This is a genomic window from Roseomonas alba, assembly GCF_019430885.1.
Taxonomy (GTDB): Bacteria; Pseudomonadota; Alphaproteobacteria; order Acetobacterales; family Acetobacteraceae; genus Neoroseomonas; species Neoroseomonas alba.
Window position 1 is genome coordinate 135,437 of record NZ_JAHYBZ010000009.1, and the last position, 21,248, is coordinate 156,684.

At 69.3% G+C, this 21,248-nt stretch carries 19 protein-coding genes; 11 read left to right on the forward strand and 8 right to left on the reverse strand.

Features of this window, described 5'->3' with window-relative positions:
• Nucleotides 1-392: 392 nt before the first annotated feature.
• The 6 genes from KPL78_RS23720 (at nt 393) to KPL78_RS23745 (ending at nt 7,638) form a co-directional block, all read left to right on the forward strand.
• Nucleotides 393-1,385, forward strand: coding sequence for an ABC transporter permease (locus KPL78_RS23720; protein WP_219765453.1), 993 nt, complete (start codon nt 393-395; stop codon nt 1,383-1,385).
• Nucleotides 1,382-2,491, forward strand: coding sequence for an ABC transporter permease (locus KPL78_RS23725; protein ID WP_219765454.1), 1,110 nt, complete (start codon nt 1,382-1,384; stop codon nt 2,489-2,491). Before KPL78_RS23720 ends, KPL78_RS23725 begins: the two co-directional genes overlap by 4 nt.
• Nucleotides 2,484-3,482: an ABC transporter ATP-binding protein gene (locus KPL78_RS23730; RefSeq protein WP_219765455.1), complete on the forward strand. Its 999-nt coding sequence runs from the start codon at nt 2,484-2,486 to the stop codon at nt 3,480-3,482. The genes KPL78_RS23725 and KPL78_RS23730 overlap by 8 nt, the downstream gene beginning before the upstream one ends.
• Nucleotides 3,479-4,477 (forward strand): ABC transporter ATP-binding protein, encoded by a 999-nt coding sequence (locus tag KPL78_RS23735; protein ID WP_219765456.1) that lies wholly within the window; start codon nt 3,479-3,481, stop codon nt 4,475-4,477. The genes KPL78_RS23730 and KPL78_RS23735 overlap by 4 nt, the downstream gene beginning before the upstream one ends.
• 20 nt (nt 4,478-4,497) lie before the next feature.
• Nucleotides 4,498-6,528, forward strand: coding sequence for an ABC transporter substrate-binding protein (locus KPL78_RS23740; RefSeq protein WP_219765457.1), 2,031 nt, complete (start codon nt 4,498-4,500; stop codon nt 6,526-6,528).
• 189 nt (nt 6,529-6,717) lie between these two features.
• Nucleotides 6,718-7,638, forward strand: a complete 921-nt coding sequence (locus tag KPL78_RS23745; RefSeq protein ID WP_219765458.1) for a ketopantoate reductase family protein — start codon at nt 6,718-6,720, stop codon at nt 7,636-7,638.
• Between the two features lie 12 nt (nt 7,639-7,650).
• On the opposite strand, the gene KPL78_RS23750 is transcribed toward KPL78_RS23745, so the two are convergent.
• The 5 genes from KPL78_RS23750 to KPL78_RS23770 form a co-directional block, all read right to left on the reverse strand.
• Nucleotides 7,651-9,360 carry an acyl-CoA dehydrogenase family protein gene (locus tag KPL78_RS23750; protein WP_219765459.1) on the reverse strand — a complete coding sequence of 570 codons (1,710 nt, stop codon included), beginning with the start codon at nt 9,358-9,360 and terminating at the stop codon, nt 7,651-7,653.
• 96 nt (nt 9,361-9,456) lie between these two features.
• Nucleotides 9,457-10,863 carry a homospermidine synthase gene (locus KPL78_RS23755; protein WP_219765460.1) on the reverse strand — a complete coding sequence of 469 codons (1,407 nt, stop codon included), beginning with the start codon at nt 10,861-10,863 and terminating at the stop codon, nt 9,457-9,459.
• 19 nt (nt 10,864-10,882) lie between these two features.
• A complete protein-coding gene (locus KPL78_RS23760) occupies nt 10,883-12,109 on the reverse strand; it encodes a type III PLP-dependent enzyme (protein ID WP_219765461.1) in 1,227 nt (408 codons plus the stop codon).
• A gap of 611 nt (nt 12,110-12,720) precedes the next feature.
• A complete protein-coding gene (locus tag KPL78_RS23765; protein WP_219765462.1) occupies nt 12,721-12,972 on the reverse strand; it encodes a hypothetical protein in 252 nt (83 codons plus the stop codon).
• Nucleotides 12,969-13,637 carry a structural protein gene (locus tag KPL78_RS23770; protein ID WP_219765463.1) on the reverse strand — a complete coding sequence of 223 codons (669 nt, stop codon included), beginning with the start codon at nt 13,635-13,637 and terminating at the stop codon, nt 12,969-12,971. The genes KPL78_RS23765 and KPL78_RS23770 overlap by 4 nt, the downstream gene beginning before the upstream one ends.
• Nucleotides 13,638-13,673: 36 nt before the next feature.
• On the opposite strand from KPL78_RS23770, the gene KPL78_RS23775 reads away from it, so the two are divergent.
• Nucleotides 13,674-14,111, forward strand: coding sequence for a hypothetical protein (locus KPL78_RS23775; RefSeq protein WP_219765464.1), 438 nt, complete (start codon nt 13,674-13,676; stop codon nt 14,109-14,111).
• Nucleotides 14,112-14,114: 3 nt separating this feature from the next.
• Here the strand turns inward: KPL78_RS23775 and KPL78_RS23780 are convergent, their stop codons facing one another.
• The 3 genes from KPL78_RS23780 to KPL78_RS23790 are packed head-to-tail and all read right to left on the reverse strand — an operon-like array spanning nt 14,115 to nt 17,148.
• Nucleotides 14,115-14,492 (reverse strand): phage tail fiber protein, encoded by a 378-nt coding sequence (locus KPL78_RS23780; RefSeq protein ID WP_219765465.1) that lies wholly within the window; start codon nt 14,490-14,492, stop codon nt 14,115-14,117.
• 28 nt (nt 14,493-14,520) lie between these two features.
• Nucleotides 14,521-16,461, reverse strand: a complete 1,941-nt coding sequence (locus KPL78_RS23785) for a glycosyl hydrolase family 28-related protein (RefSeq protein ID WP_219765466.1) — start codon at nt 16,459-16,461, stop codon at nt 14,521-14,523.
• A 36-nt stretch (nt 16,462-16,497) separates the two neighbouring features.
• Nucleotides 16,498-17,148, reverse strand: coding sequence for a hypothetical protein (locus KPL78_RS23790; RefSeq protein ID WP_219765467.1), 651 nt, complete (start codon nt 17,146-17,148; stop codon nt 16,498-16,500).
• Nucleotides 17,149-17,411: 263 nt separating this feature from the next.
• Here KPL78_RS23790 and KPL78_RS23795 point away from each other — a divergent pair, with 263 nt between their 5' ends.
• The 4 genes from KPL78_RS23795 to KPL78_RS23810 are packed head-to-tail and all read left to right on the forward strand — an operon-like array spanning nt 17,412 to nt 21,158.
• Complete coding sequence (locus tag KPL78_RS23795) at nt 17,412-18,503, forward strand: polyamine ABC transporter substrate-binding protein (protein ID WP_219765468.1); 1,092 nt, start codon at nt 17,412-17,414, stop codon at nt 18,501-18,503.
• Nucleotides 18,500-19,543, forward strand: a complete 1,044-nt coding sequence (locus KPL78_RS23800) for an ABC transporter ATP-binding protein (RefSeq protein ID WP_219765469.1) — start codon at nt 18,500-18,502, stop codon at nt 19,541-19,543. The genes KPL78_RS23795 and KPL78_RS23800 overlap by 4 nt, the downstream gene beginning before the upstream one ends.
• Nucleotides 19,543-20,370: an ABC transporter permease gene (locus KPL78_RS23805; protein ID WP_219765633.1), complete on the forward strand. Its 828-nt coding sequence runs from the start codon at nt 19,543-19,545 to the stop codon at nt 20,368-20,370. Before KPL78_RS23800 ends, KPL78_RS23805 begins: the two co-directional genes overlap by 1 nt.
• Complete coding sequence (locus KPL78_RS23810) at nt 20,367-21,158, forward strand: ABC transporter permease subunit (RefSeq protein WP_219765470.1); 792 nt, start codon at nt 20,367-20,369, stop codon at nt 21,156-21,158. The genes KPL78_RS23805 and KPL78_RS23810 overlap by 4 nt, the downstream gene beginning before the upstream one ends.
• The last annotated feature ends 90 nt before the right edge of the window (nt 21,159-21,248 follow it).

The following is a 21,248-nucleotide window of genomic DNA, read 5'->3' on the forward strand; positions in this document are numbered from 1 at the left end:
GAGCTTCGTCCTGGCTTCGAATTCGAGGGGCGAGAGGTAGCCCTGGGCGGGTGGTGCCAGCGGAGAAGCCCTCGATGACGTGGAACGCGGCCATGGGCCGCGCGTGGAGCACGACAGCGAGGATCAGCAAGCCCGCGGCCGTCGGCACAGGCATCGAAGCGTCCAGCAAGCCGCGTCAGCTTCGCCCACCCATTGCTGGCGGCAGGGTGGATGAGCGGAGCCGCATCGTCGTACGGGCAATGCCGCACCTGCGAAGATACCGATGCGGCGCAACCGGTGCCTTGCCGCGCCGGGGAGCGGAGTGTTTACTCCCTGCAAGAAGCCCGGCTTCGACCGGGCGCATGGAGAGGAAACGAGAGGATGTCCGGGGCCCGACCAGGCCGCGTGCCTGCATGCTGAGCTACCTTCTGCAGCGCCTTGGTCTCGCGCTCATCACCTGCGTCTTCATCTCGGCGCTGACCTTCGTGATCATCCGGTTGCCACCGGGCGACTTCGTCGATGCCTACATCGCCAACCTGGTCGCGAGCGGGAGTTCGGTCTCCCAGGATCAGGCGGCGGCCATGCGTATCGAATACGGCTTGGACCAGCCGGTGATCGTACAATATGCGCGGTGGATGGGGCGCGTCCTGCAGGGGGATTTCGGCGTCTCCATGGTCTGGCGCCGGCCGGTGAATGAGGTCATCGGCGACCGGCTCTGGCTCACGATGGTGGTCTCGCTGGCTGCGCTCTTCCTCACCTGGGCGATCGCACTGCCGATCGGCATCTATTCCGCCGTGCGGCAGTATTCCATCGGCGACTACGCCTTCACCACGCTCGGCTTCATCGGGCTCGCGGTGCCGAACTTCCTGTTGGCGCTGATCCTGATGTATCTCGGCTTCCGCTATCTCGGCCTGTCGGTGGGCGGGCTGTTCTCGCCGGAATTCGTGCAGGCCGACTGGAGCTGGGCCCGTGTCTGGGACCTGATGAAGCATCTGCCGCTGCCGGCCGCGGTGCTGGCGCTGGCGGGCACGGCGCAGCTCATCCGCATCATGCGCGCCAATCTGCTCGATGAGCTGCGGCGGCCCTATGTGGTGACGGCCCGCGCCAAGGGGCTTTCGGAACGGCGCGTCGTGCTGAAGTATCCGGTGCGCGCCGCGCTCAATCCCTTCGCGTCGTCGATCGCGTATCTGTTCCCCTATCTCGTGTCGGGCAGCATCGTCGTCTCTCTGGTGCTCGGCCTGCCGACAGTGGGGCCCCTGCTGCTGCAGGCGCTGGTCGCGCAGGACATGTTCCTGGCCGGCGCGATCGTACTGCTGCTTGGCGTCATGACGGTGATCGGCACGCTGATCTCCGACCTGCTGCTGATGTGGATCGACCCGCGGATCCGACTGGAGGGACGATCATGAGCGCGACCACCGCCGCCGCCCAGGACCGCTGGGCGGAGGCGACGCAGCTTCAGCTCACCTGGTGGCGGTTCCGCCGGCATCGGCTGGCAGTGATCAGTCTGGTGATCATTGTCCTCTTCTACCTTGTCGCGGCCTTCGCGGATTTCCTCGCGATCAACGACCCGCACGCGACCGATGCCAGGCGGTCCTTCATCCCGCCGCAGGGCATCCACCTGTTCGACAAGGACGGCTTCAACCCGCATGTCTATGGTCTGCGCGGCGTGCGGAACATGCAGACCTTCCAGCTCACCTACACACCCGACCCGAACCGCAAGCTGCCGGTGCGGCTGTTCACGCGAGGATACTCCTACAACCTCCTTGGCCTGTTCGAGACCGACATCCATTTGATCGGCATCGAGGGCGGACAGCGCACGGACGGCATCTTCCTGCTCGGCACGGATCAGCTCGGGCGGGACCTGTTCTCGCGCATGATCGTCGCGACGCGGGTCTCGCTGTCCATCGGCCTCGCGGGCGTCACGCTGTCCCTGCTGCTCGGCGTCATCCTCGGCGGCATATCCGGGCTCTATGGCGGCTGGGTGGACACCTTCATCCAGCGCGTCATCGAGGTGCTGCGCTCCATTCCGACCATCCCTCTCTGGATGGGGCTGGCCGCCGCGCTGCCCAATACCTGGAGCACGACACAGGTCTATTTCGCCATCACTGTCATCATCTCGCTGATCGGCTGGACGGATCTCGCGCGCGTGGTGCGCGGGCGCTTCCTGTCGCTGCGCGAGGAGGATTTCGTGGTCGCGGCGGAACTGGCGGGCGCCAGCCAGGGACGCATCATCTTCCGCCACATGCTGCCATCCTTCGCCAGCCACATCATCGCCGCGGTCAGCCTCGCGCTGCCGGCGATGATCGTGTCGGAGACGGCGTTGTCCTTCCTCGGCCTGGGGCTGCGGCCGCCGGCGATCTCCTGGGGAATCCTGTTGCAGGACGCGCAGAACATTCAGGTGCTGGCCAATGCGCCTTGGCTGCTTTCGGCGGCGGTGCCGGTGATTCTGGTGATCCTCGCCTTCAACTTCCTCGGTGACGGGCTGCGCGACGCGGCGGATCCCTATGGCTGAACAGACATCCCTCGCCGTGCGCGACCTCGCCGTCCATTTCGAGATGGAACAGGGCACGGTGCGTGCGCTGGAAGGCGTCTCCTTCGACCTGCATGCCGGGCGGACGCTCGGCATCGTGGGCGAGAGCGGCTGCGGAAAATCCGTCACCGCGCGATCCATCCTGCGCATCCTCGACCGACCGGGACGGATCGTGGGCGGGCGCATCCTGCTCGACCCCGGCATGCCGGAGGAAGTCGACCTGATCGCCACGGACCCGGAATCGCGGCGCATGCGCGGCATCCGGGGCGGTCGAATCGGCCTGATCTTCCAGGAGCCGATGACGGCGCTGTCGGTGCACTACACCGTGGGTAACCAGATCATCGAGGCAGTGCGCCAGCATTCGAACCTGTCGAAGGCTGCCGCGCGCGACCGCGCCATCGAATTGCTGCGCGAGGTCGGCATTCCCCGTCCGGAACTGCGGGTCGATGCCTATCCCTTCCAGCTCAGCGGCGGGCTGCGCCAGCGTGTCGGAATCGCCATGGCCCTGGCGGGGGATCCGGACATCGTCATCGCCGACGAACCGACCACCGCGCTCGATGTCACGACGCAGGCGCAGGTGCTCGACCTGCTGCGGAGGCTGCAGCGGGAGAAGAACATCGCGCTGATGCTCATCACCCACGACATGGGCGTGATCGCTGAGATGTGCGACGAGGTGGCGGTGATGTATCTTGGCCGCGTCGTGGAGTATGCGCCGGTCGCCGATCTCTTCGCTGCGCCGCGCCATCCCTATACGCGGGCGCTACTGCGTGCGGTGCCGTCCATTCTCGCCACACCGCGCCAGCGCCTGGCGACGATCGGCGGCGCGGTGCCGCACCCCGGCGCAAGACCTTCGGGCTGCGCCTTCCATCCGCGCTGCACCGACTTCATGCCAGGCCGCTGCGACGCCGCATCGCCGCCGCCCCTCGCGCCGGGCCGAGCCGGCGCCTCCTGCTTCCTCGAGGTGCCGGCATGAATGTGCTCGAGGTCGACGACCTGAAGAAGCACTACCCGATCCATGCCGGCATGCTGCGGCGAGAGGTCGGGCGCGTGCGTGCCGTCGATGGCGTGTCCTTCCACATCGCGGCGGGCGAGACGCTGGCGCTGGTGGGCGAGAGCGGCTGCGGCAAGACCACCGTGTCCCGCTGCATCCTGCGGGCGTTGAGCCCGACATCCGGCGCCATCCGCTTCAGCCCGGAGGAGGGGCGCAGCGTTGATCTCGCCGTCCTGCCGAAGCGGTCGATGCGGCCGCTTCGGCGGCATATCCAGATGATCTTCCAGGATCCCTACTCGTCGCTGAACCCCCGCATGATGGTGGGCGACATCATCGCCGAGCCGCTGAAGGTGAACGGCGTGCCCGCCGCGGAACGCAACGCGCGCGTGCTCGAGTTGCTCGACCTGGTGCAGATGCCGGCGGTGGCGCGCACGCGCTTTCCGCACGCCTTCTCGGGTGGGCAGCGCCAGCGCATCGGCATCGCCCGTGCGCTCGCGCTGAACCCGCGCCTGGTAGTGGCGGATGAGCCGGTCAGCGCACTCGATGTCTCGGTGCAGGCGCAGATCATCAACCTGCTGCTGGACCTGCAGGACCGGCTGAAGCTGTCCATGCTGTTCGTCGCGCACGACCTGTCCGTCGTGCGCCATGTCAGCGACCGCGTCGCGGTGATGTATGTCGGGCGCATCGTCGAGATCGCACCGACGGATGCGCTGTATCGCACGCCACGCCATCCCTACACAGAGACCCTGCTCGCCGCCGTGCCGGCGCCGGACCCGATGCGCCGCGGCCGGGAGATGAAGGCGACGGGCGAAGTCGCGGATCCTGCGAAGCCGCCCCCGGGCTGCGCGTTCCATCCGCGCTGCCCCTATGCACAGGACCGCTGCCGCACGGACCGCCCGGAACTGACCGAAGTGTCACCGGGGCGATGGACGAGTTGCCACCGCGCAGGGGAGATCGAACTCGCCGGCGTGGCCTGACAGGAACACGGGAGGACACCATGAAGCGACGCGAATTCGGGGCGACCCTGATGGCGGGAACGGCACTCGCCCATGCGGCCCTGGCACAATCGGCCGGGCAGATCCGGGAATCCGGACTGGTTGGGGAGCTTGAAGGTCCGACCCTGATCGACGATCCGGCACGGCGGCCGAGGCAGTTCAAGGAAGCGCCGATGCTCGCTGAACAGGTGCGTGCGGGCCGGCTTCAGCCGGTGGATCAGCGCCTGCCGCAGGATGTCATGGTGATCCAGCCGCTGCGCAGCATCGGCCGGTATGGCGGCACCTGGCGCCGCGGCTTCATCGGCCCGAGCGACAGCGAGAACGGCAACCGCATCATGTCGGCGGACAAGCCCTTCTTCTTCGACAAGACCGGCACCGAGATCGCGCCCTGCCTGTGCAGGGGCTATGAGCTCAGCGAGGATGGCAAGCGCACCACCGTCTTCCTGCGCCGCGGCATGCGCTGGTCTGACGGCACGCCGCACACCGCCGATGACTGGGTCTTCTGGTTCGAGGATCTGTATCAGAACCGCGACCTCGTCGCCGCCCCGGCACCGGAGATGTCGGCCGGGGGCAAGCCGAGCCGGGTCGAGAAGGTCGACGAGCACACCGTCGCCTTCGTCTTCGACGATCCGAACTACCTCTTCCCCTATCTGCTTGCCGGCGACACGCTGGTGGGCGGTGGCCAGACGCGGCAACAATCGGAAGGCCGCGCCTACAGTGTCTATGCGCCGAAGCACTATCTCAGCCAGTTCCTGCCGAAATACACGCCGATCGAGACGCTGAACAATCAGGCGCGTGCGGCGGGTTTCAACAACTGGGTGCAGCTTTTCCGCGCGCGGTCGGACTGGCGGTTGAACCGCGACCTGCCGACGCTCTGTGCGTGGCGCATGGTGCAGCCGATCACCGGCCAGCAATGGATCCTGGAACGCAACCCGTTCTTCTATGCGGTGGACACCGAAGGCAACCAGCTTCCCTACATTGATCGCGTGCAGCTCACATTGGCCGAGAATCCGGAGGTGGTGAACCTGCGCGCCGTGGCCGGCGACTACGACTACCAGGAGCGTTTCATCGACCTCGGCAAGCTGCCGATCCTGCTCGAGAACCGCGCGCGCAGCCGCTATCGCGTGCATCTCGATCCCGGCTTCAACGGTTCGGACACGGTGCTGTTTCCGAACCTGACCTACACCGAGGATCGCGAGATCGGGGCGTTGCTGGCCGATGCGCGCTTTCGTCGCGCCATGTCGCTCGGCATCGACCGGGAACAGCTCAACGAGGCCTTCTGGCTCGGCCTCGGGACGCCGGGGTCGGTCGTGCCCGACCGCATCATTCCCGAGAGCCCGGGCGAGGAATGGCGCACGAAATGGTCCATCCATGACCCGCGGCAGGCCAATGCGCTGCTCGATGCCGTCGGGCTCACCCGCAAGGATCGCGAGGGATACCGTCTGCGCCGCGACAATGGCGAACGCCTGCGCATCGAGATCGCGGTAGCGCAGACGCTCTCGCCGACCTGGCCACAGCAGGCGGAGATGATCGTCCAGCATTGGCGGCAGATCGGCCTGGCGGGCGATGTGAAGGTGATGGAACGCGGCCTTGCCATCACCCGCGCGCTCAACGATCAGAACCAGATCCTGATGTGGACCAACAACGGGACGGAGAGCCTGTACCTCTATCCACGCTATGCATTGCCGGTGGATCCCACGGCCGGCGTCATGGGCAATGCGCATGCGCTCTGGTACGCGTCGAACGGGGAGCGCGGCACGCCGCCGACCGAACCGGAGATGCTGCGCGCCTTCCAGCTCATGCGCGCCGCGGCCGGGCAGCGCCAGGCAGAGCGCACCCGTACCGCGCAGGAGATCTGGAAGATCGCGGTCGAGCAGCAATGGGGGATCGGCGTCGTCGGCCTGTCGCCCGCCTTCATGGGTGTGCGCGTCGTCAACGAGAAACTGGAGAACGTCCCCGCCCGGACCGGCGTGTCCCAGCACATCCGCACGCCCTGGGGCGGGCATCCGGAGCAATGGTACTTCAAGGCCTGACCGATGCGCTGGTCGGGCGCGCCGCCGCCCGGCCGGCGTGGACGACACTGCTTGCATGACTGGCGCCCGAACGGGCCATGGTCGCCCGCGTAGGACGGATCGCGGAGCCGATCGCCGCATGCCGCTCGTCAGGCCGGTGGCAGCGTTGCAGTATCCCGCGCCGGACGTGATGGAGATGAGAGGCGGAAGATGAAGGTTGCCGTAATGGGGGCCGGGTCGATCGGTTGCTACTATGGGGGGCTGCTCGCGCGGGCCGGGCTGCCCGTTACGCTCATTGGCCGCCGCCAGCATGTCGACGCGGTGACGGAGCGTGGGCTGCTGATGGATGTCGGCGGCGAGCAGCACCGCGTGCCCATGCCCGCGACGACCGAGGCCAGGGGCGTGGCCGATGCCGATCTGGTGCTGTTCTGCGTGAAGTCGGGCGATACGGAGGCGGTGGGGCGGGAGATCGCACCCCATCTGCGACCCGACGTGACGATCCTGAGCCTGCAGAATGGCGTCGACAATCCCGAGCGGCTGGAGGCTGTGGTCAGCCGGACCGTGGTGCCGGTCGCCGTCTATGTCGCGACCGAGATGGCCGGGCCAGGCCATGTGCGGCACAAGGGGCGCGGTGATCTGGTCATGGGGCCAAGCCCGCGTGACGCGGAGATTGTCGCGCGCTTCGCGGCGGCGGGGGTGCCGGTACAGGTGTCCGACCAGGCCATGGATGCGCTGTGGGGCAAGCTCATCGTCAACTGTGCCTACAACGCGTTGTCGGCGCTGACACAGCTTCCCTATGGCCGGCTGCTGCAGATGGCCGGTGTCGAAGCGGTCATGCGGGATATCGTGGCGGAATGCGTGGCGGTGGCGACCGCCTCGGGCGTGTCGGTCGCGCCGGATATCCTTCCTGCCGTTCTGGGGCTTGCGCGCAGCATGGCGACGCAGAAATCCTCGACGGCACAGGACCTGTCCCGAGGCAAGCCGACGGAGATCGACCACCTCAATGGAATCGTGGTGCGCAAGGGAGCGGAACTGGGCATCCCGACACCGGTCAACCGGGTCCTGGTGACGCTGGTCAAGGCGGTGGAGGTGGCCCGCGCGGAAGACGCGGGCATGGCTTCCGCCACCTGACGCGACTGCCCGCTATGCCGCCTGCGCTGGCGCCGGATCGGGCAGCAGTGCGTCGGGGACGGGCTCCGACATGGCTGCGAGCGGGTCGCGCGGCAGCACGCGATGCACCAGAACCAGGCGCGCGAGTTCGCGCCGCTCCGGCGCGTTGATGCGTGCGGCCTCCCATGCCATCGCGGTCGCCGAGGCGATGTTGTAGAGCGCCGTCCCCGCCTGGCGTGCCAGCACAGGCCCGCCATCCCCCGCGGCGTGACGGGCGAGCGCGAAGGCGCGCTCCGTCGCAACGTCAAGCTGGGGCAGATCTTCCGGCGTCGTCGCGCGTAGCGCGGCAAGATGCGCTTCCAACGCCTCCAGCGAGCTTTCACGCTGCGCCGCGCGCAGCACGTCGAGCGCGACGATGTTCGAGGTCCCTTCCCAGATCGACCCGAGATGCGCATCGCGCACCAGGCGCGCATCGGGGAAGTCCTCGATGTAGCCGCAGCCGCCGCGTACCTCCATCGCATCGCCGGTGACGACGCGGGCGTCGCGGCAGGCGCGGAACTTGATCAAGGGCGTGAGGATACGCAGCAAGGCATAGGCGCCGGCCTCCCCGGCATCGGACCTGCGCAGCGCATCGGCGGTCTGGAAGACCATCGAGCGCGCCTGTTCCGCGCGCATCAGCATCTTGGCGAGCTGGCGACGCATCAGCGGCAGCGTCACGATCGGCGCGCCGAAGGCGATGCGGCGATGGGCGATGTAGAGTGCCTCGGTCACCGCCTTGCGCATCATCCCCGCGGCACGCACGCCGTTCGACAGGCGGGAATTGTTCACCATGTCCGCCATCTGGCGCATGCCCGCGCCGGGTGAGCCGATCATCCAGGCGGTGGCCCCTTCCAGCCTGATCTCGCCGGACGCCATGGAGCGTGTCCCGAGTTTCTCCTTCAGCCGCACGATGCGATAGCGGTTGGTCGAACCATCCGGCAGCACCCGCGGCAGCAGGAAGAGCGACACGCCCTTGATGCCCGACGGCGCACCCTCCGGCCGCGCCAGCACCATGGCCAGTTCCGCATCGGCGTTGGAGCAGAACCACTTGTCGCCGGTCAGCAGCCAGGACCCGTCATCCTGGGGCGAGGCGGTGACCGCCGTGTTGGCGATGTCCGACCCGGCGCCCTGCTCGGTCATGAACATCGCGCCCTGGTACAGATCGTCCAGATCCTGGCTGGTCAGCGCCGGCAGATAGCGGTCGATCAGGTCCTGGGAGCCGAATTTGCGCAGCGTGCGCGTTAGGCTGTCGGTCATCGAGACCGGACAGCACAGGCCGAACTCCGCCTGCACGAACAGATAGGTGATGGCGTATTTCGCCGCGGCCGGCATGGGCTTCGGCCAGTCCAGCACGCCCTCGCGATGCGACAGGGCGGCGAGGCCATAATCGCCGAAGGCGACGCGTTCCAGCTCGCGATAGGCGGGGTGATAGGCGATGGACTGGCTGTCCTCGCCCCGGCGCGTGCGCATGTGCAGCACGGGCGGGTTCACATCGGCGGTTGAGGCCAGGTCGGACAGCCGCCCGCCGGCCATGGCGCCCAGCCGGTCGAGATGCGGCGCGAGATGCGCGTCGAGATCGCGCGGCAGATACAGCGGCAGCAGCGCCGCCAGCATCGGATCGGCGCGGTAGAGGTTCAGCCCATGGGCATCGGGCACGGCCTCGGCGCCGACGGGGGCCGGCCGGTTCGGGCGGATGATGGTCATCGGCGTTTCCTCCATGGGGAGGATAAGAACCGGCCATCACGCCCGAAGTCCAGCCTCGCGCGGGCGGGGAGAGGGGCGGCGCCCCTCTCCGGCGCGTCAGGACACGCGGAAGTTCGTGAACTGCCAGGGGCAGTCGGCGTCCACTTCCTCGGGGAAGAGCTGCCCGCGATCCTGCAGCGGCGTCCAGTCGGAATAGACGCCGGCCATTTCGCCCAGATAGGGGAAGCAGATCTCGAGCGCCCGGGCGTGGTCGAGCTCATCGGCTTCGAGCACGCCGGCATTCGGGTTCTCGATCGCATGGACCATGCCGGCCAGCACCGCGACGCAGACCTGCAGTGAAGTCGCGTTGTTGTGCGGGCAAAGCTTGCGCGCTTCCTCGATGGTGAGGCGGGAGCCATACCAGTAGGCGCCTTTCTCATGGCCCATCAGCAGCACGCCGAGCTCGTCCATGCCGGAGGTGATCTCCTCCATCATCAGGCGCTTCTCGGATTGCAGTTCCCAGTTCCGGCCGGCGAATTCGTGCACCGACAGCACGGCGTCGTCGCAGGGGTGATAGGCGTAGTGCGCCGTCGGGCGATAGACGACGGCACCCGAGGCATCGCGCAGCGTGTAGTAGTCGGCGAGCGAGATGCTCTCGTTGTGGGTGATCAGGAAGGAATGCATCGGCCCTTCCAGCGGCGTCCAGGACCGCACGCGCGTGGAGGCACCCGGGCGCATCAGGTAGATCGCCGCGTCGCAGCCGAACTCGTGGCGCATGCCGTCCACGGGCAGCGCCTTTTCATGCGAGCCCCAGCCGAGTTCGGCCGGCTGGCACCCTTCGCCGGTGAAGCCGTCGATCGACCAGGTGTTGACGAATTCGCCGCGCTTCTTGGGCTGGCCGGCGGCGACCTGGGTGTCGCGCTCGGCGATGTGGATGACCTTCACGCCGAGATCGGCGGCGAGCTTCGCCCAGCCCTCGCGTGTCGTCGGCGCGGTCGCATCGCGGCCGGTGTCGCGCGCGATGTCGAGCAGCGCCTGCTTCACGAAATGCGAGACGAGGCCCGGATTGGCGCCATGCGTCGTCACGGCGGTCGGGCCTGTGCCGGTCTTCAGCGCCAGCGCGCTCTCGCGCAGCGCGTAGTTCGACCGCTGGGACGGGCTGAGCGAGGGGTCGGTGTAGCCGCCGAGCCAGGGCTCAATGCAGGTGTCGAGGTAGAGCGCACCGATCTCGCGGCACAGCATGATCAGCGCGACCGAGGACACGTCCACCGACAGGTTCAGCAGGAAGTCGCCCTGCGACAGCTTGCCGCGCAGCACGGTCTCGTAGTTGTCGCGCGTCAGCGGCAGCACGCTGTGCGCAATGCCATATTCGGCCGCGATGGAAGCGCCGCGATCGTCGGATGTGACGATCTCGATGCGGTCCTTCGGCATGTCGATATGGCGCAGGATCAGCGGCAGGACGCCCTGGCCGATCGACCCGAAGCCGAGCATGACCAGGCGGCCGTCGAAGGCGGCGTGCTTCATTTCCACAATATTCCCCGTATCAGGCGGCGCGGGCCGCGGCGGCTTCATAGCCCGGCGTTGCGAGCATGGGCGAATCAGACACTTCCGTGACATGCGCCCGATCGAAGCCATTGAAGGCCGTGCGCAGCGCCGTTCCATAGGCGCCGAGCTGGCCGATCTCGATCCAGTCTCCTTCCCGCACATCGGCGGGCAGCATCCAGGGACCGCGCATCACATCTGCGCTGTCACAGGTCGGACCGAAAAGCGTAAAGGCGCGCTCCACCGCGGCGGCCTCGCCATCCAGGCGGACCAGCCGGTGCGGGAAGCGGAAGCCGGGCGCGCCGGCATCCGACAGCGCGCCATAGACGCCGTCATTCACATAGAGCGCGTCGCCGCGCCGGCACTGCACCTGCACGACGACCGAGGCACCGCCGGCGACCAGCGCGCGGCCCGGCTCTGCCCAGAGGCGCACGCCTTCGGGCAGCAGCGCCGCGCCTTCGCGGATCGCGTCCATGAGGGTGTCGAGCGCCGGCGGTTCGCTGCCCGGATAGGCGACCGGGAAGCCGCCGCCGACGTCGACGATCTCGACCGCGACGCCGGCGACCGCGATCACCTGCGCGGCGAGCGCGAGGGCGCGCGTCCAGGCTGCCGGATCGCAGCACTGCGACCCGACATGGAAGGACAGCCCGAGCCGCGCGGCATGCGGCCGCGCCGCGCGGAGCAGCGCGATGGCATCCTCCGGCGCGGCGCCGAACTTGCCCGACAGGTCATAGGCCGCATTGCCCTTCGGCAGCGCGAGCCGCACCACCAGGCCGAGATCGCCGGCGCCCCCCTCAGTCTCCTCGAGGATCTTGGTCAGCTCGGAATCGGTATCCAGCACGAAGTCGCGCACGCCCGCCTGCGACCAGGCGGCGCGGATGGCCGCGCGGGACTTCACCGGATGCATGAAGTGGATGGCGGCGTCGGGGAACATGCTGCGCACCAGCCGCACCTCGGCTTCCGAGGCGCAGTCGAAATGCGTGACCCCGCCGGCCGCGATGGCGCGCAGCATGGTCGGCTCGGCATTGCACTTCACGGCATAGAGCACATCACCCGGGAAGGCGGCGACGAAGGCGCGCGCGGCCGCGGACACCGCTGCGGGGCGCAGGCAGTGCAGCGGCTCCTCCGGGCGCAGCGACGTGATCACCGCATCGACGCTCGGGCGGCGCGGGGTGCTGGCAGGGCGGCGGAGCGGCGCGACGGCGCCACGGGGACGGAACTGGGTCATCGCATCTGGCCTTGGAGGAAACGGGTGGGCGCGCCCGCCGCCGCGCCACGGCCGGAAGGGCCAGGCGCGGCGGCGGGGAATGAGGGAGCCTGCCGGCGGACCGCCACGGACGACGCCCCGCGATCCCCTCGGCCCGCGGAACGGGCTTAGGGGCGGGACGGCGGCGCAGCGTCGTGGATCAGGCGCTGCGGCTGATGCGATGGCTACTCATCGCAAGGCGGCGGTCAGGCGACACAGGCGGCTCCCTCGAACCTTCCGGCCCACACGCATGGCCGGATCGAACAAAGGACGCGTCCCGTCGTTGCTGTGGCCCGTCAGGAAGGTCGGGCCTCGCGGCACGTGCGATGGCGTCAGCGCCCGAACCATCAGGCGCGGGCCGGAAAATATGCAGTGACTTCGCCTGATGCAAGAGAATTTACGCGAAGGCGCCATGAGCAGCGCGCATATCGCCCGGATAGGCCGGTAGGGTTACCGGAAAGTATCCGGACGGACAGCGTTACCAGCCGCAGAGCCGCGCGCCCGTGCGGTTATGCGCCAGGATGGCGCGGGCCGTGGTCGGGGTCAGGCTGTCAGCGTCGTCGACCAGGACCGGCCGCCAGGGGCCACAGGCGTCAGCGCCGCCGCCAGTCGCGGCGCAACTCGCCAAGGGCATCGCCAGAGCGATCCACAACGCGGTCCACCTCATCTCTGACCTCCCGCGCGCGGGCCGCGCGTTCCAGGGTTGCATGGCGTTGTGCAACGCCGCCGTCGCGCCGGCCGGCGGCATAGGCGGCGAGCAGCAGCGCGAGCACCGTCCCCGCCGTCGCGACCCAGCCCGCCGCGCGCGACCAGGCGGCGGCGAACAGGGCTGTCAGGGCGCTCATGCCGCCCGTCGCGCGCGCTGCCAGATGAACCAGGCCGCGACCGCGACGATCACCGCGACGGCGAGCCAGGGTGCCAGGGTCTGCAGCACGCTCAGCGCCGGGGCGGCCTGGCTGACGGCATCGAGGGCGGGCTGCACGACCGTCACGGCCGCGGCCCCCGCGGCGGCCGTGCCGGCCGCGGCGCGCGCCGTGCCGGTCTGCGCGACCGCCGCGCGGCCTGCGGGCACCACGCCCGCGAGGCGCAGCCCGGCATCAATCGTGGCGCGGTCATAGGGATTGCCGCCGAGCTCATGGACGATCACGGCCTCGACCAGCGGGCGGAGATCCTCGTAGCGATGCAGGTCGAGCGCCTGGCGCGGGTGGCGGTCCATCCGCCGTGCCACGGCGGCGATATAAGCCTCGGTGTCGTTTTCCACTCCCGGCGCCCAGCGCGAGACGATGCCGCGGATGGTGTCGAGCCCGTGCCGGTCCTGATAGGTCGTCAGCAGCACGGCCAGGGCGCGGATGCCGTATTCGTGGGAGACGAAGCGGGCGAAGCGGGCCCGCCCGCCGGGCGGGACCGTCTCGATCGGCGGGTCGGCCAGGCCCTGCCAGCGATTGGCCGGCACATGGTCGAGATTGCCCGGGTTGCGGTTGCGATAGCCGCGGGTCTGGCGGGGATCCATGGGGGTTCCTCACGGGGGATGGGTGAGGCTGGCCCGGTGCTCGGCATCCGGGGCATCCTCGGCGGGACAGGGCAGGGGGTGCGTGTGACGATCGGTCAGACCGTGGCGAGGGCGATGCTGGGCCTCGCCGTTTCGTCGGGCGGGGCGGCGGCGTCCTGCATCAGCGTCGATCGCCATGCCGAGGCGCGGGACGATACGCTCGCCTTCACCGCTGGGCTTCAGCGCGAAGTGCGGATGGCGATCGAGCGCAACGACAGTTGCACGCCCGATCTGCACATCGGCTTCATGGTGGTGGAACTCGCCGTCATCGCCGGGCGGTCGGGGCGCGGCTACCTCGTCACCTACGCGGTGACGGATGAGCGCGATGGTGATGTGCGGCCGCATATGGGCGCGACCTGGGCGATGGACCGCACCCAGGCGCTGCTGGATGCGGGCCGGTCGGCCGGGGCGGGGATCCGCTCCCGGACCTGGTGACGGTCAGTCGGCGAGCACCGTCAGGCTCTCGGCCGGAATGGTGATGCTGCCCGCCGCGCCGAGTGTGGCCGGCGAACCGAGCACCGCCCAGGCCAGCGCATTGCCGCCCGAGACTGCGTCGAACAGCCCGACATGCGTCAGGGTGCCGACGGCCCCGGTGAAGCCGAAGCGGATCGACGCCGCGTTGCGCTGCGTACCGCTGCCGGTGAAGGCAGAGGGCTGGCGGGCGTAGCCAGCCGCGGCGGAAGGTTCACCCGTCAGCCCGGCGGCGTCAGTGCCGCCGGTGCCGAGGCCGACCCAAACAGCCGCCGGCAGGCTCGGCTGCCGCCCGATCAGGGCGCGGGCCAGGAGGTTCTTGGCATAGTCGGTCAGAGCGGTCATGGCTGTCTGTCCTTCACCCGGGGGCCGCTCAGCTCACCACCGCGCCGTCCGGCCAGCGCCAATTGGTGCCGTCGCTGACTGCGAAGCGCTTGTTCGATGTGCCGTCGCTGACGAAGACCAGGCAGCGCGCGAAGCCGGCCGCCGAAGGCAGGGTGGAGACAGTGTAGGTCGCCAGGCGGAGCGGTGCGGTGCTTTCGACATAGCCGGCACCCTTCGGCGTGAGTTGGAGATGCGCGTCCGTGTCGAGGCCTTGCACGGACAGGCGTGGCGTGCCGCCGGCCGCCGCAGCGTCCGCGCGAAGGTAGTTGCGCGGCAGCCCGCCGGCCGAATAGGCCTCGAAGGCGACCTGGCCCTGGGTCCACAGCCGTACTGTGCCGGTGCCCTTGGCGGCGAGGTTGAGCGCGATGTTGGTATCCGTGCCCTGGGTGGCGATGGAGGGCACGCCGGAGGCGGCCGCGGAGCTGATGAGCACGCGATTGACGCTGTTGGCCGGCGTCGTGATGCCGAGGCCATGCGCCCCGGACGCACCGCCCAATGAGATGACCCCGCTGGAGCTCGCTCGCAGCACCTCGATCCCGGCGGCGGAGGCGGCGACCTCCGTCGCGGACGGCGCGAAGAGGCCGCTGTTGTCGACGCCGACCTGCAAGCCCGGCCGATCGCTGCGGCCAGCCGGCGCGCCCAGGGAGACATAGCCGTTGGTGCCGCTGTTCACGAACGGTCCGGAGTTGCCGTTCCCGAGCAGCGCCGGGCTGCCGAGATACACCACATTCGGCGTGCCCGAAGCGACGTTGGCGAGGTGGATCGCCGCCGAGCCGTCGTTCAGCGTGTTGTAGTATTCGACGCGCAGGGAGAAGAGGTCGATCCGGTTGCCGGAGCCGTTGACCCGGATGGCGTTGCTCTGGGAATCATCGAGGCGCAGGTTGCTGATCTGCAGACGCGCATTGTTGCCGTCGATGCGGATGCCGTTGGAGCCGGCAAGCGGCTGGCCGCCGCCGCTGTAGATCTCGGATTGCGTCGTCGCGTTCGCGATCTGGCCGGTGACGTTGTTGCCCTCGATCCAGATCGAATAGAGCACGAAGTCGGAATAGAGGTTGCCCACGTAGAACTTCTTGGTCGTGCCGCTGGCCGAGGAGGCGAAGCGCAGCATGGACCGAGCGCCGAACACGAAGAGGTCGTCGAGGAAGATGCCGTCGACACGGCGCATCACGATCGCATCGCAATACTGCTGCTGCCAGCGCACCACGTCGTCGTCGGCCGTGCCGAAGGGCCAGAAATGGACGTGCTGGATGCGGCAGGTGTCGTAGGCACGGTCGATCTCGATGCCGGTGGTGAAGACCTGGCCGCGCAGGCCCTCGATGTTCAGCCGCCCCGAATTGTCGCACCAGATGCCGCGATTGATGCTGGCGAAGAACACGTTGCGGAACTCGACCAGGCCGAGGCAGTCCTGCACCCGGAAGACGAAGTCGTAGTCGGTCGGCGCCCAGCTCGCATCCTGCGCGGCGCCGTGGGTCTGACGGATGGCGATGTCGCGCACGGCCGATCCGCGTGCGCCGCCGCCGGTGAAGGTGAAGGGGGTGAAGCCGGTGGTGGTGATACTGAACCAGGTGCCGTCCGCGGTGTTCGAGCCTTCGGTGAAGCCCGCGCCCTGGAAGATGATGGAGACGCTGTCGACGACGATGGGGCTTGCCAGGCGATAGACGCGGGCGCCGAACTCCAGCACGCCACCGCCGGCGGCGTTCATGGCATCGACCGCGGCCTGGATGGCCGGCGCGTCATTGGTCACGCCGTCGCCGACGGCGCCGAAGTCGCGGACGTGATAGGCACGATCGGCGAGAATCCCGCTGCGCAGCTGCGCGAGCGTGGTGCGGCGCGTGACGGCGGAACCGCCGCTGCCCTGGACGATGGGCAGCACGTCGCTGTCCGCCGCCGCCGCGATGGCGGGCAGCAGGCTGATCTTCGAATCGGACATGAAAGTCTCCCTTGTGGCTCGGGACGGAAGGGGGGCCTAGAGAAGGAGTGCGCCGCCGCTCTCGAGCAGCAGCAACCCGCCGGTCTCGCTCAGCAGGCGGGGCGGCTGGGTCACCGCGAAGGGCGGTGACAGCGCGAAGTTCGCCGGGTCGGCGGCATCCACGGCGAGCAGCCGGTAGCCCCCCGCCGGCGGGGGTGCGGTGAAGCTGGTTACCGCGCGCCCGGCCAAGACGGCGACGGTGTGCGGCGCGCTGACTTCCGCCCCGGTCGCAGTGCGGAAATGGAAGGTGATCTGGGACATGGGGCCGGTGATGCTCGCCCCCGTGGTGAAGATGTCGCCCTGGGACAGCGGACTGGGCGGCGGGTCCAGCACGATCGCCCGCGGCGTGACCGTGGCCGCGACCGCGACGTCGATCAGCAGCGTCGCGGAGCGCAGCAGCGCCGGCGCGGCTCCCGCGGCATCCACCGTCACGCCGCCGCCGGTGATGGCGCCGCCGCGGATCGGTACCAGCGCCGTGGCATCGGAGGCCTGGACGATGACAATGTCGCCGGGCTGCAGCATGGGACCGGCCGAGGCGAAGTAGCCCGGCGCCAGCACCGTGGTCCGGCTGTCCTCGGTGCGGTAGTGCCACAGGGTGAAGCCGTTCGCGTTGGTCAGCGCCGAAAGGCCACTGGGGAGAAAAGACATGCGGGGCTCCTCGGCCGCCATGGGCGGAGGGCGCACGCGGGCCTTCCGCCGGGGGGCGGGTGCTGGGGGACAGGCTGTCGGGGTGGACCAGGGTGGATGCCGGACGCATCTCGCCCCGTGGTGAGCGGGTGGATACAGGACATTCAACCTGCGGTCAAGGTAAAAATACCTATTCCTGTTTCTGTAGCCGGGGGATGGCAGGATGGCTGTGCGTGTTAGTCTTGCCTCGACCCCGCCGACCGTCGCCCGAGGGACCCGCGCCGATGCTCCGACGCCTGCTGCCGCTGCTTGCCCTGCTGTTCCTGGCCTTTCCGGCCGCGGCGCAGGAGCGGGTGCTGAATGTCTATAACTGGTCCGACTACATCGACCCCTATGCCGTCGCCCGCTTCACGCGGGAGACCGGCATCCGGGTCCGCTACGACGTCTATGACAGCCTGGAGACCCTGGAAGGACGATTGTCCGCGGGTCGGTCTGGCTACGACATTATCGTCCCGACCAGCGAGCCGACCTTCGCCCGCCTGGTGCGCGCCGGGGCGTTGCGCCCGATCGACCGCGCGGCGGTGCCGAACTGGGCCAACCTCGATCCCGTGCTGATGGCGCGCGTCGCGGCCATCGACCCCGACAACCGGCATGGTGCGATCTATCTGTGGGGCACGGTGGGCCTCGGCATCCGGATCGATCGCGTGCGCGCGGCGCTGGGAGAGGGGCCGCTCGACAGCCTCGACATCCTGCTGAAGCCGGAGAATGCGGCGAAGCTCGCCCGCTGCGGCATCATGGTCATGGACAGCCCGACCGACGTGATCCCGTCCGTGCTGCGCTGGCTCGGCCGCGACCCCAACAGCAACGCGCCCGAGGATCTGCGCGCCGTGGAACAGGCGCTGATGGGCATCCGCCGGCATGTGCGCGCGATCATCGCGTCGTCGTCCATCCTCGATGCGCTGGCGACGGGGGAGGCCTGCGTCGCGCTGACCTATTCCGGCGACGTGATCCAGGCCGGCGTGCGGGCGCGCGAGGCCGGGCGCGGCGTCGAGGTCGGCTACGTCATGCCGCGCGAGGGCGCGCAGCTCTGGTTCGACATGATGGCGATCCCGGCCGATGCGCCGAACCCCGAGGATGCGCAGCGCTTCATCAACTTCATCCTGCAGCCCGACGTGATGGCGGGCATCACCAACCATGTGCGCTACCCCAACGCCGTGCCCGCCAGCCGGCCGATGGTGAACGAGGCGGTGCGCAACGACCCTAATGTCTTCCCCTCGGCCGAGGCGCTGTCGCGCACCTTCGTCGCCAGCACCCCGCCGCGCGAGGCGGAGCGGCTGCGCACGCGGCTTTGGTCGCGCTTCAAGGCGGGGCGTTGAAGACGCTTCTCCGTGCCGAGGCGATCACCAAGCGCTTCGGCCCGACGCTGGCCCTGGATGCGCTCGACCTCGCCATCGCTGAAGGCGAGTTCTTCGCGCTGCTCGGCGGGTCGGGGTCCGGCAAGTCCACACTGCTGCGCATCATCGCGGGCTTCGAGACGCCGGATTCCGGCCGGCTGCTGCTGGACGGCACAGAGATCGCCGCGACGCCGCCCTGGGCGCGGCCGATCAACATGATGTTCCAGTCCTATGCGCTGTTTCCGCATCTCAGCGTGGCGGACAATGTCGCCTATGGCCTGCGCCGCGCCGGGGTGAAGCGTGCGGAAGCGGCGACGCGCGTCGCCGCGGCGCTGGCCATGGTCCATCTCGACGGCTTCGGGACGCGCCGGCCGCATCAGCTTTCCGGCGGGCAGCGGCAGCGCGTCGCATTGGCTCGCAGCCTGGTGATGCGCCCGCGCCTGCTGCTGCTGGACGAACCACTCGGCGCACTGGATGCGGGGCTGCGGGAGCGCACGGGCTTCGAGCTGCGCGCCCTGCAACGCGAGACCGGCGCCGCCTTTGTGATGGTGACGCATGACCAGGAGGAAGCGTTGGCGCTCGCCGACCGCGTTGCTGTTCTGGAGGGCGGACGCATCGCGCAGCTCGGTCCGCCGCGTGCCATTTACGAACGTCCGGCGACCCGTTTCGTGGCGCGCTTCCTCGGCGCGGCGAATGTGCTGGAAGGCCGGGCGGCGGCGGAGGGCTTCGACAGCGCCGAGGCGGGCGTCACCTTCGCCGGCGCGATCGCGCCCGACACGGTCGCCGTGGCCTTGCGCCCCGAGCGCATCCGCGTGGTTCCCTCCGCCGAAGGTCCCAACACCGCCCATGGCGTCGTCGAGGATGCCGCCTTCCGCGGCGACGACACGCTGCTGCTGGTGCGCCTGCCGGGGGGTGCCGTGCTGCGCGTCGCCCATGCGGAGGAAGACGGCGCCCCGCCCGCCCGCGGCGATGCCGTGACCCTCACCTGGGATGCCGACGACGTCGTGGCGCTGGCCTCGTGATGGGGCGCCTCGCGGTCCTCGCGCCAGTCTGGGTCTGGCTGCTGGTCTTCGTCGCGGCGCCGGCGGGCATCCTCCTCGCCATCGCCCTGGCCGAGGCGGATTCCGGGCTGCCACCCTTTCGCCTCGCCTGGTCGCTCGCCGGCTTCGCGACGCTGACGCAGGATGCCTATTACCTCGACGCGCTGCTGGCCGCGTTGCGCATCGCGGCGATGACCGCCGGGGGTTGCCTGCTGCTTGCCTATCCGATGGCCATGGGCATTGCGCGGGCGGTGCCGGGGCGGCGCGTACTGCTGCTCGCCGCGCTGATGCTCCCCTTCTGGACGGGGTTCCTGCTACGCGTCGGCGCCTGGATCGGCCTGTTGCGCGACGAGGGCTGGATCAACGGTCTGCTGATGGGGCTCGGCATCACGGATGAGCCGCTGCCGCTGCTCTACACCGAGGGCGCGATGCTGATCGGCATGATCCACGCCTATCTGCCCTTCGCGGTGCTGCCACTCTTCGCGGCGCTGCTGCGTCTCGACCCGACGTTGGGTGAGGCGGCGGCGGATCTCGGCGCGCGGCCGGCGACGATCTTCTTCACGGTAACACTGCCGGTGACGCTGCCCGCGGCCGCGGCCGCCTTTCTGCTGGTCTTCATCCCGGCGGCCGGCGAGTTCGTCATTCCCGAACTGATGGGACCGCCCGAGGCCCAGCTCGTCGGCCGCGTGCTGTGGCAGGAGTTCTTCCAGAACCGCGACTGGCCGGTCGCCGCGGCGCTCGCCGTGACGCTGCTGGTCCTGCTGCTGATCCCGATCCGCCTGTTCCAGCGGCTTGAGGCACGGGGATGAGCAGCGGCCGCTTCGTTACCGCCGTGCTGACGGCGGGTTTCGCCTTCCTCTGGCTGCCGATCCTGCTGCTGGTGATCTACGCCTTCAGCGCGGACCGCATTCCCTTCCAATGGGGCGGTTTCTCGCTGCGCTGGTTCGCCGCGCTGGCGGAGAACGAACGCATCGTCGAAGCGGCGTTCCTGTCGTTGCGCATCGCGGCGGGGGCGGCGACGCTCGCGGTGTTGCTCGGCGGCGCGGCGGGCTGGGCGCTGGCGCGCTACGGGCGCTTTCGCGGCCGCGCCCTGTTCGGCGCGCTGATCGGCGCGCCGCTCGTGCTGCCCGAGGTCGTGACCGGGCTCTCGCTGCTGTTGCTCTTCGTGGCGTTGGAAGTCACGACGGGGTGGCCGGACGGCCGTGGCGCCTTCACTGTGCTGCTGGCGCACGCGACGCTCGGCGCCGCATTCGTCGCGGTCGTGGTGCAGGCGCGTTTGGCGGAGACCGACCGCAGCCTGGAAGAGGCAGCCATGGATCTCGGCGCAACCCCCGCGACCGCCTTCCGCACCATCACCCTGCCATTGATCGCGCCGGCCCTGGCGGCGGGATGGCTGCTCGCTTTCACCCTGTCGCTCGACGACGTGGTCATCGCGTCCTTTGTGTCGGGGCCAGCAGGGACGACGCTGCCCATGGCCGTCTTCGCCATGCTGCGGCGTGGGCTGACGCCGGAGGTGAACGCCCTCGGTGCGGTGATCGTGCTCGCCGTTGGCGCCATGCTTGCGCTGGCGACAGTGCTGATGCGCGCGCGGCGCTGAGTCGCGGCGGATTGCCTTCCCGGCGCGAGTCCGTAGCATCGCCGTCGCAACGACGCCCGGCACGGGCGCGCCCCATCGAGGAGGAAACAC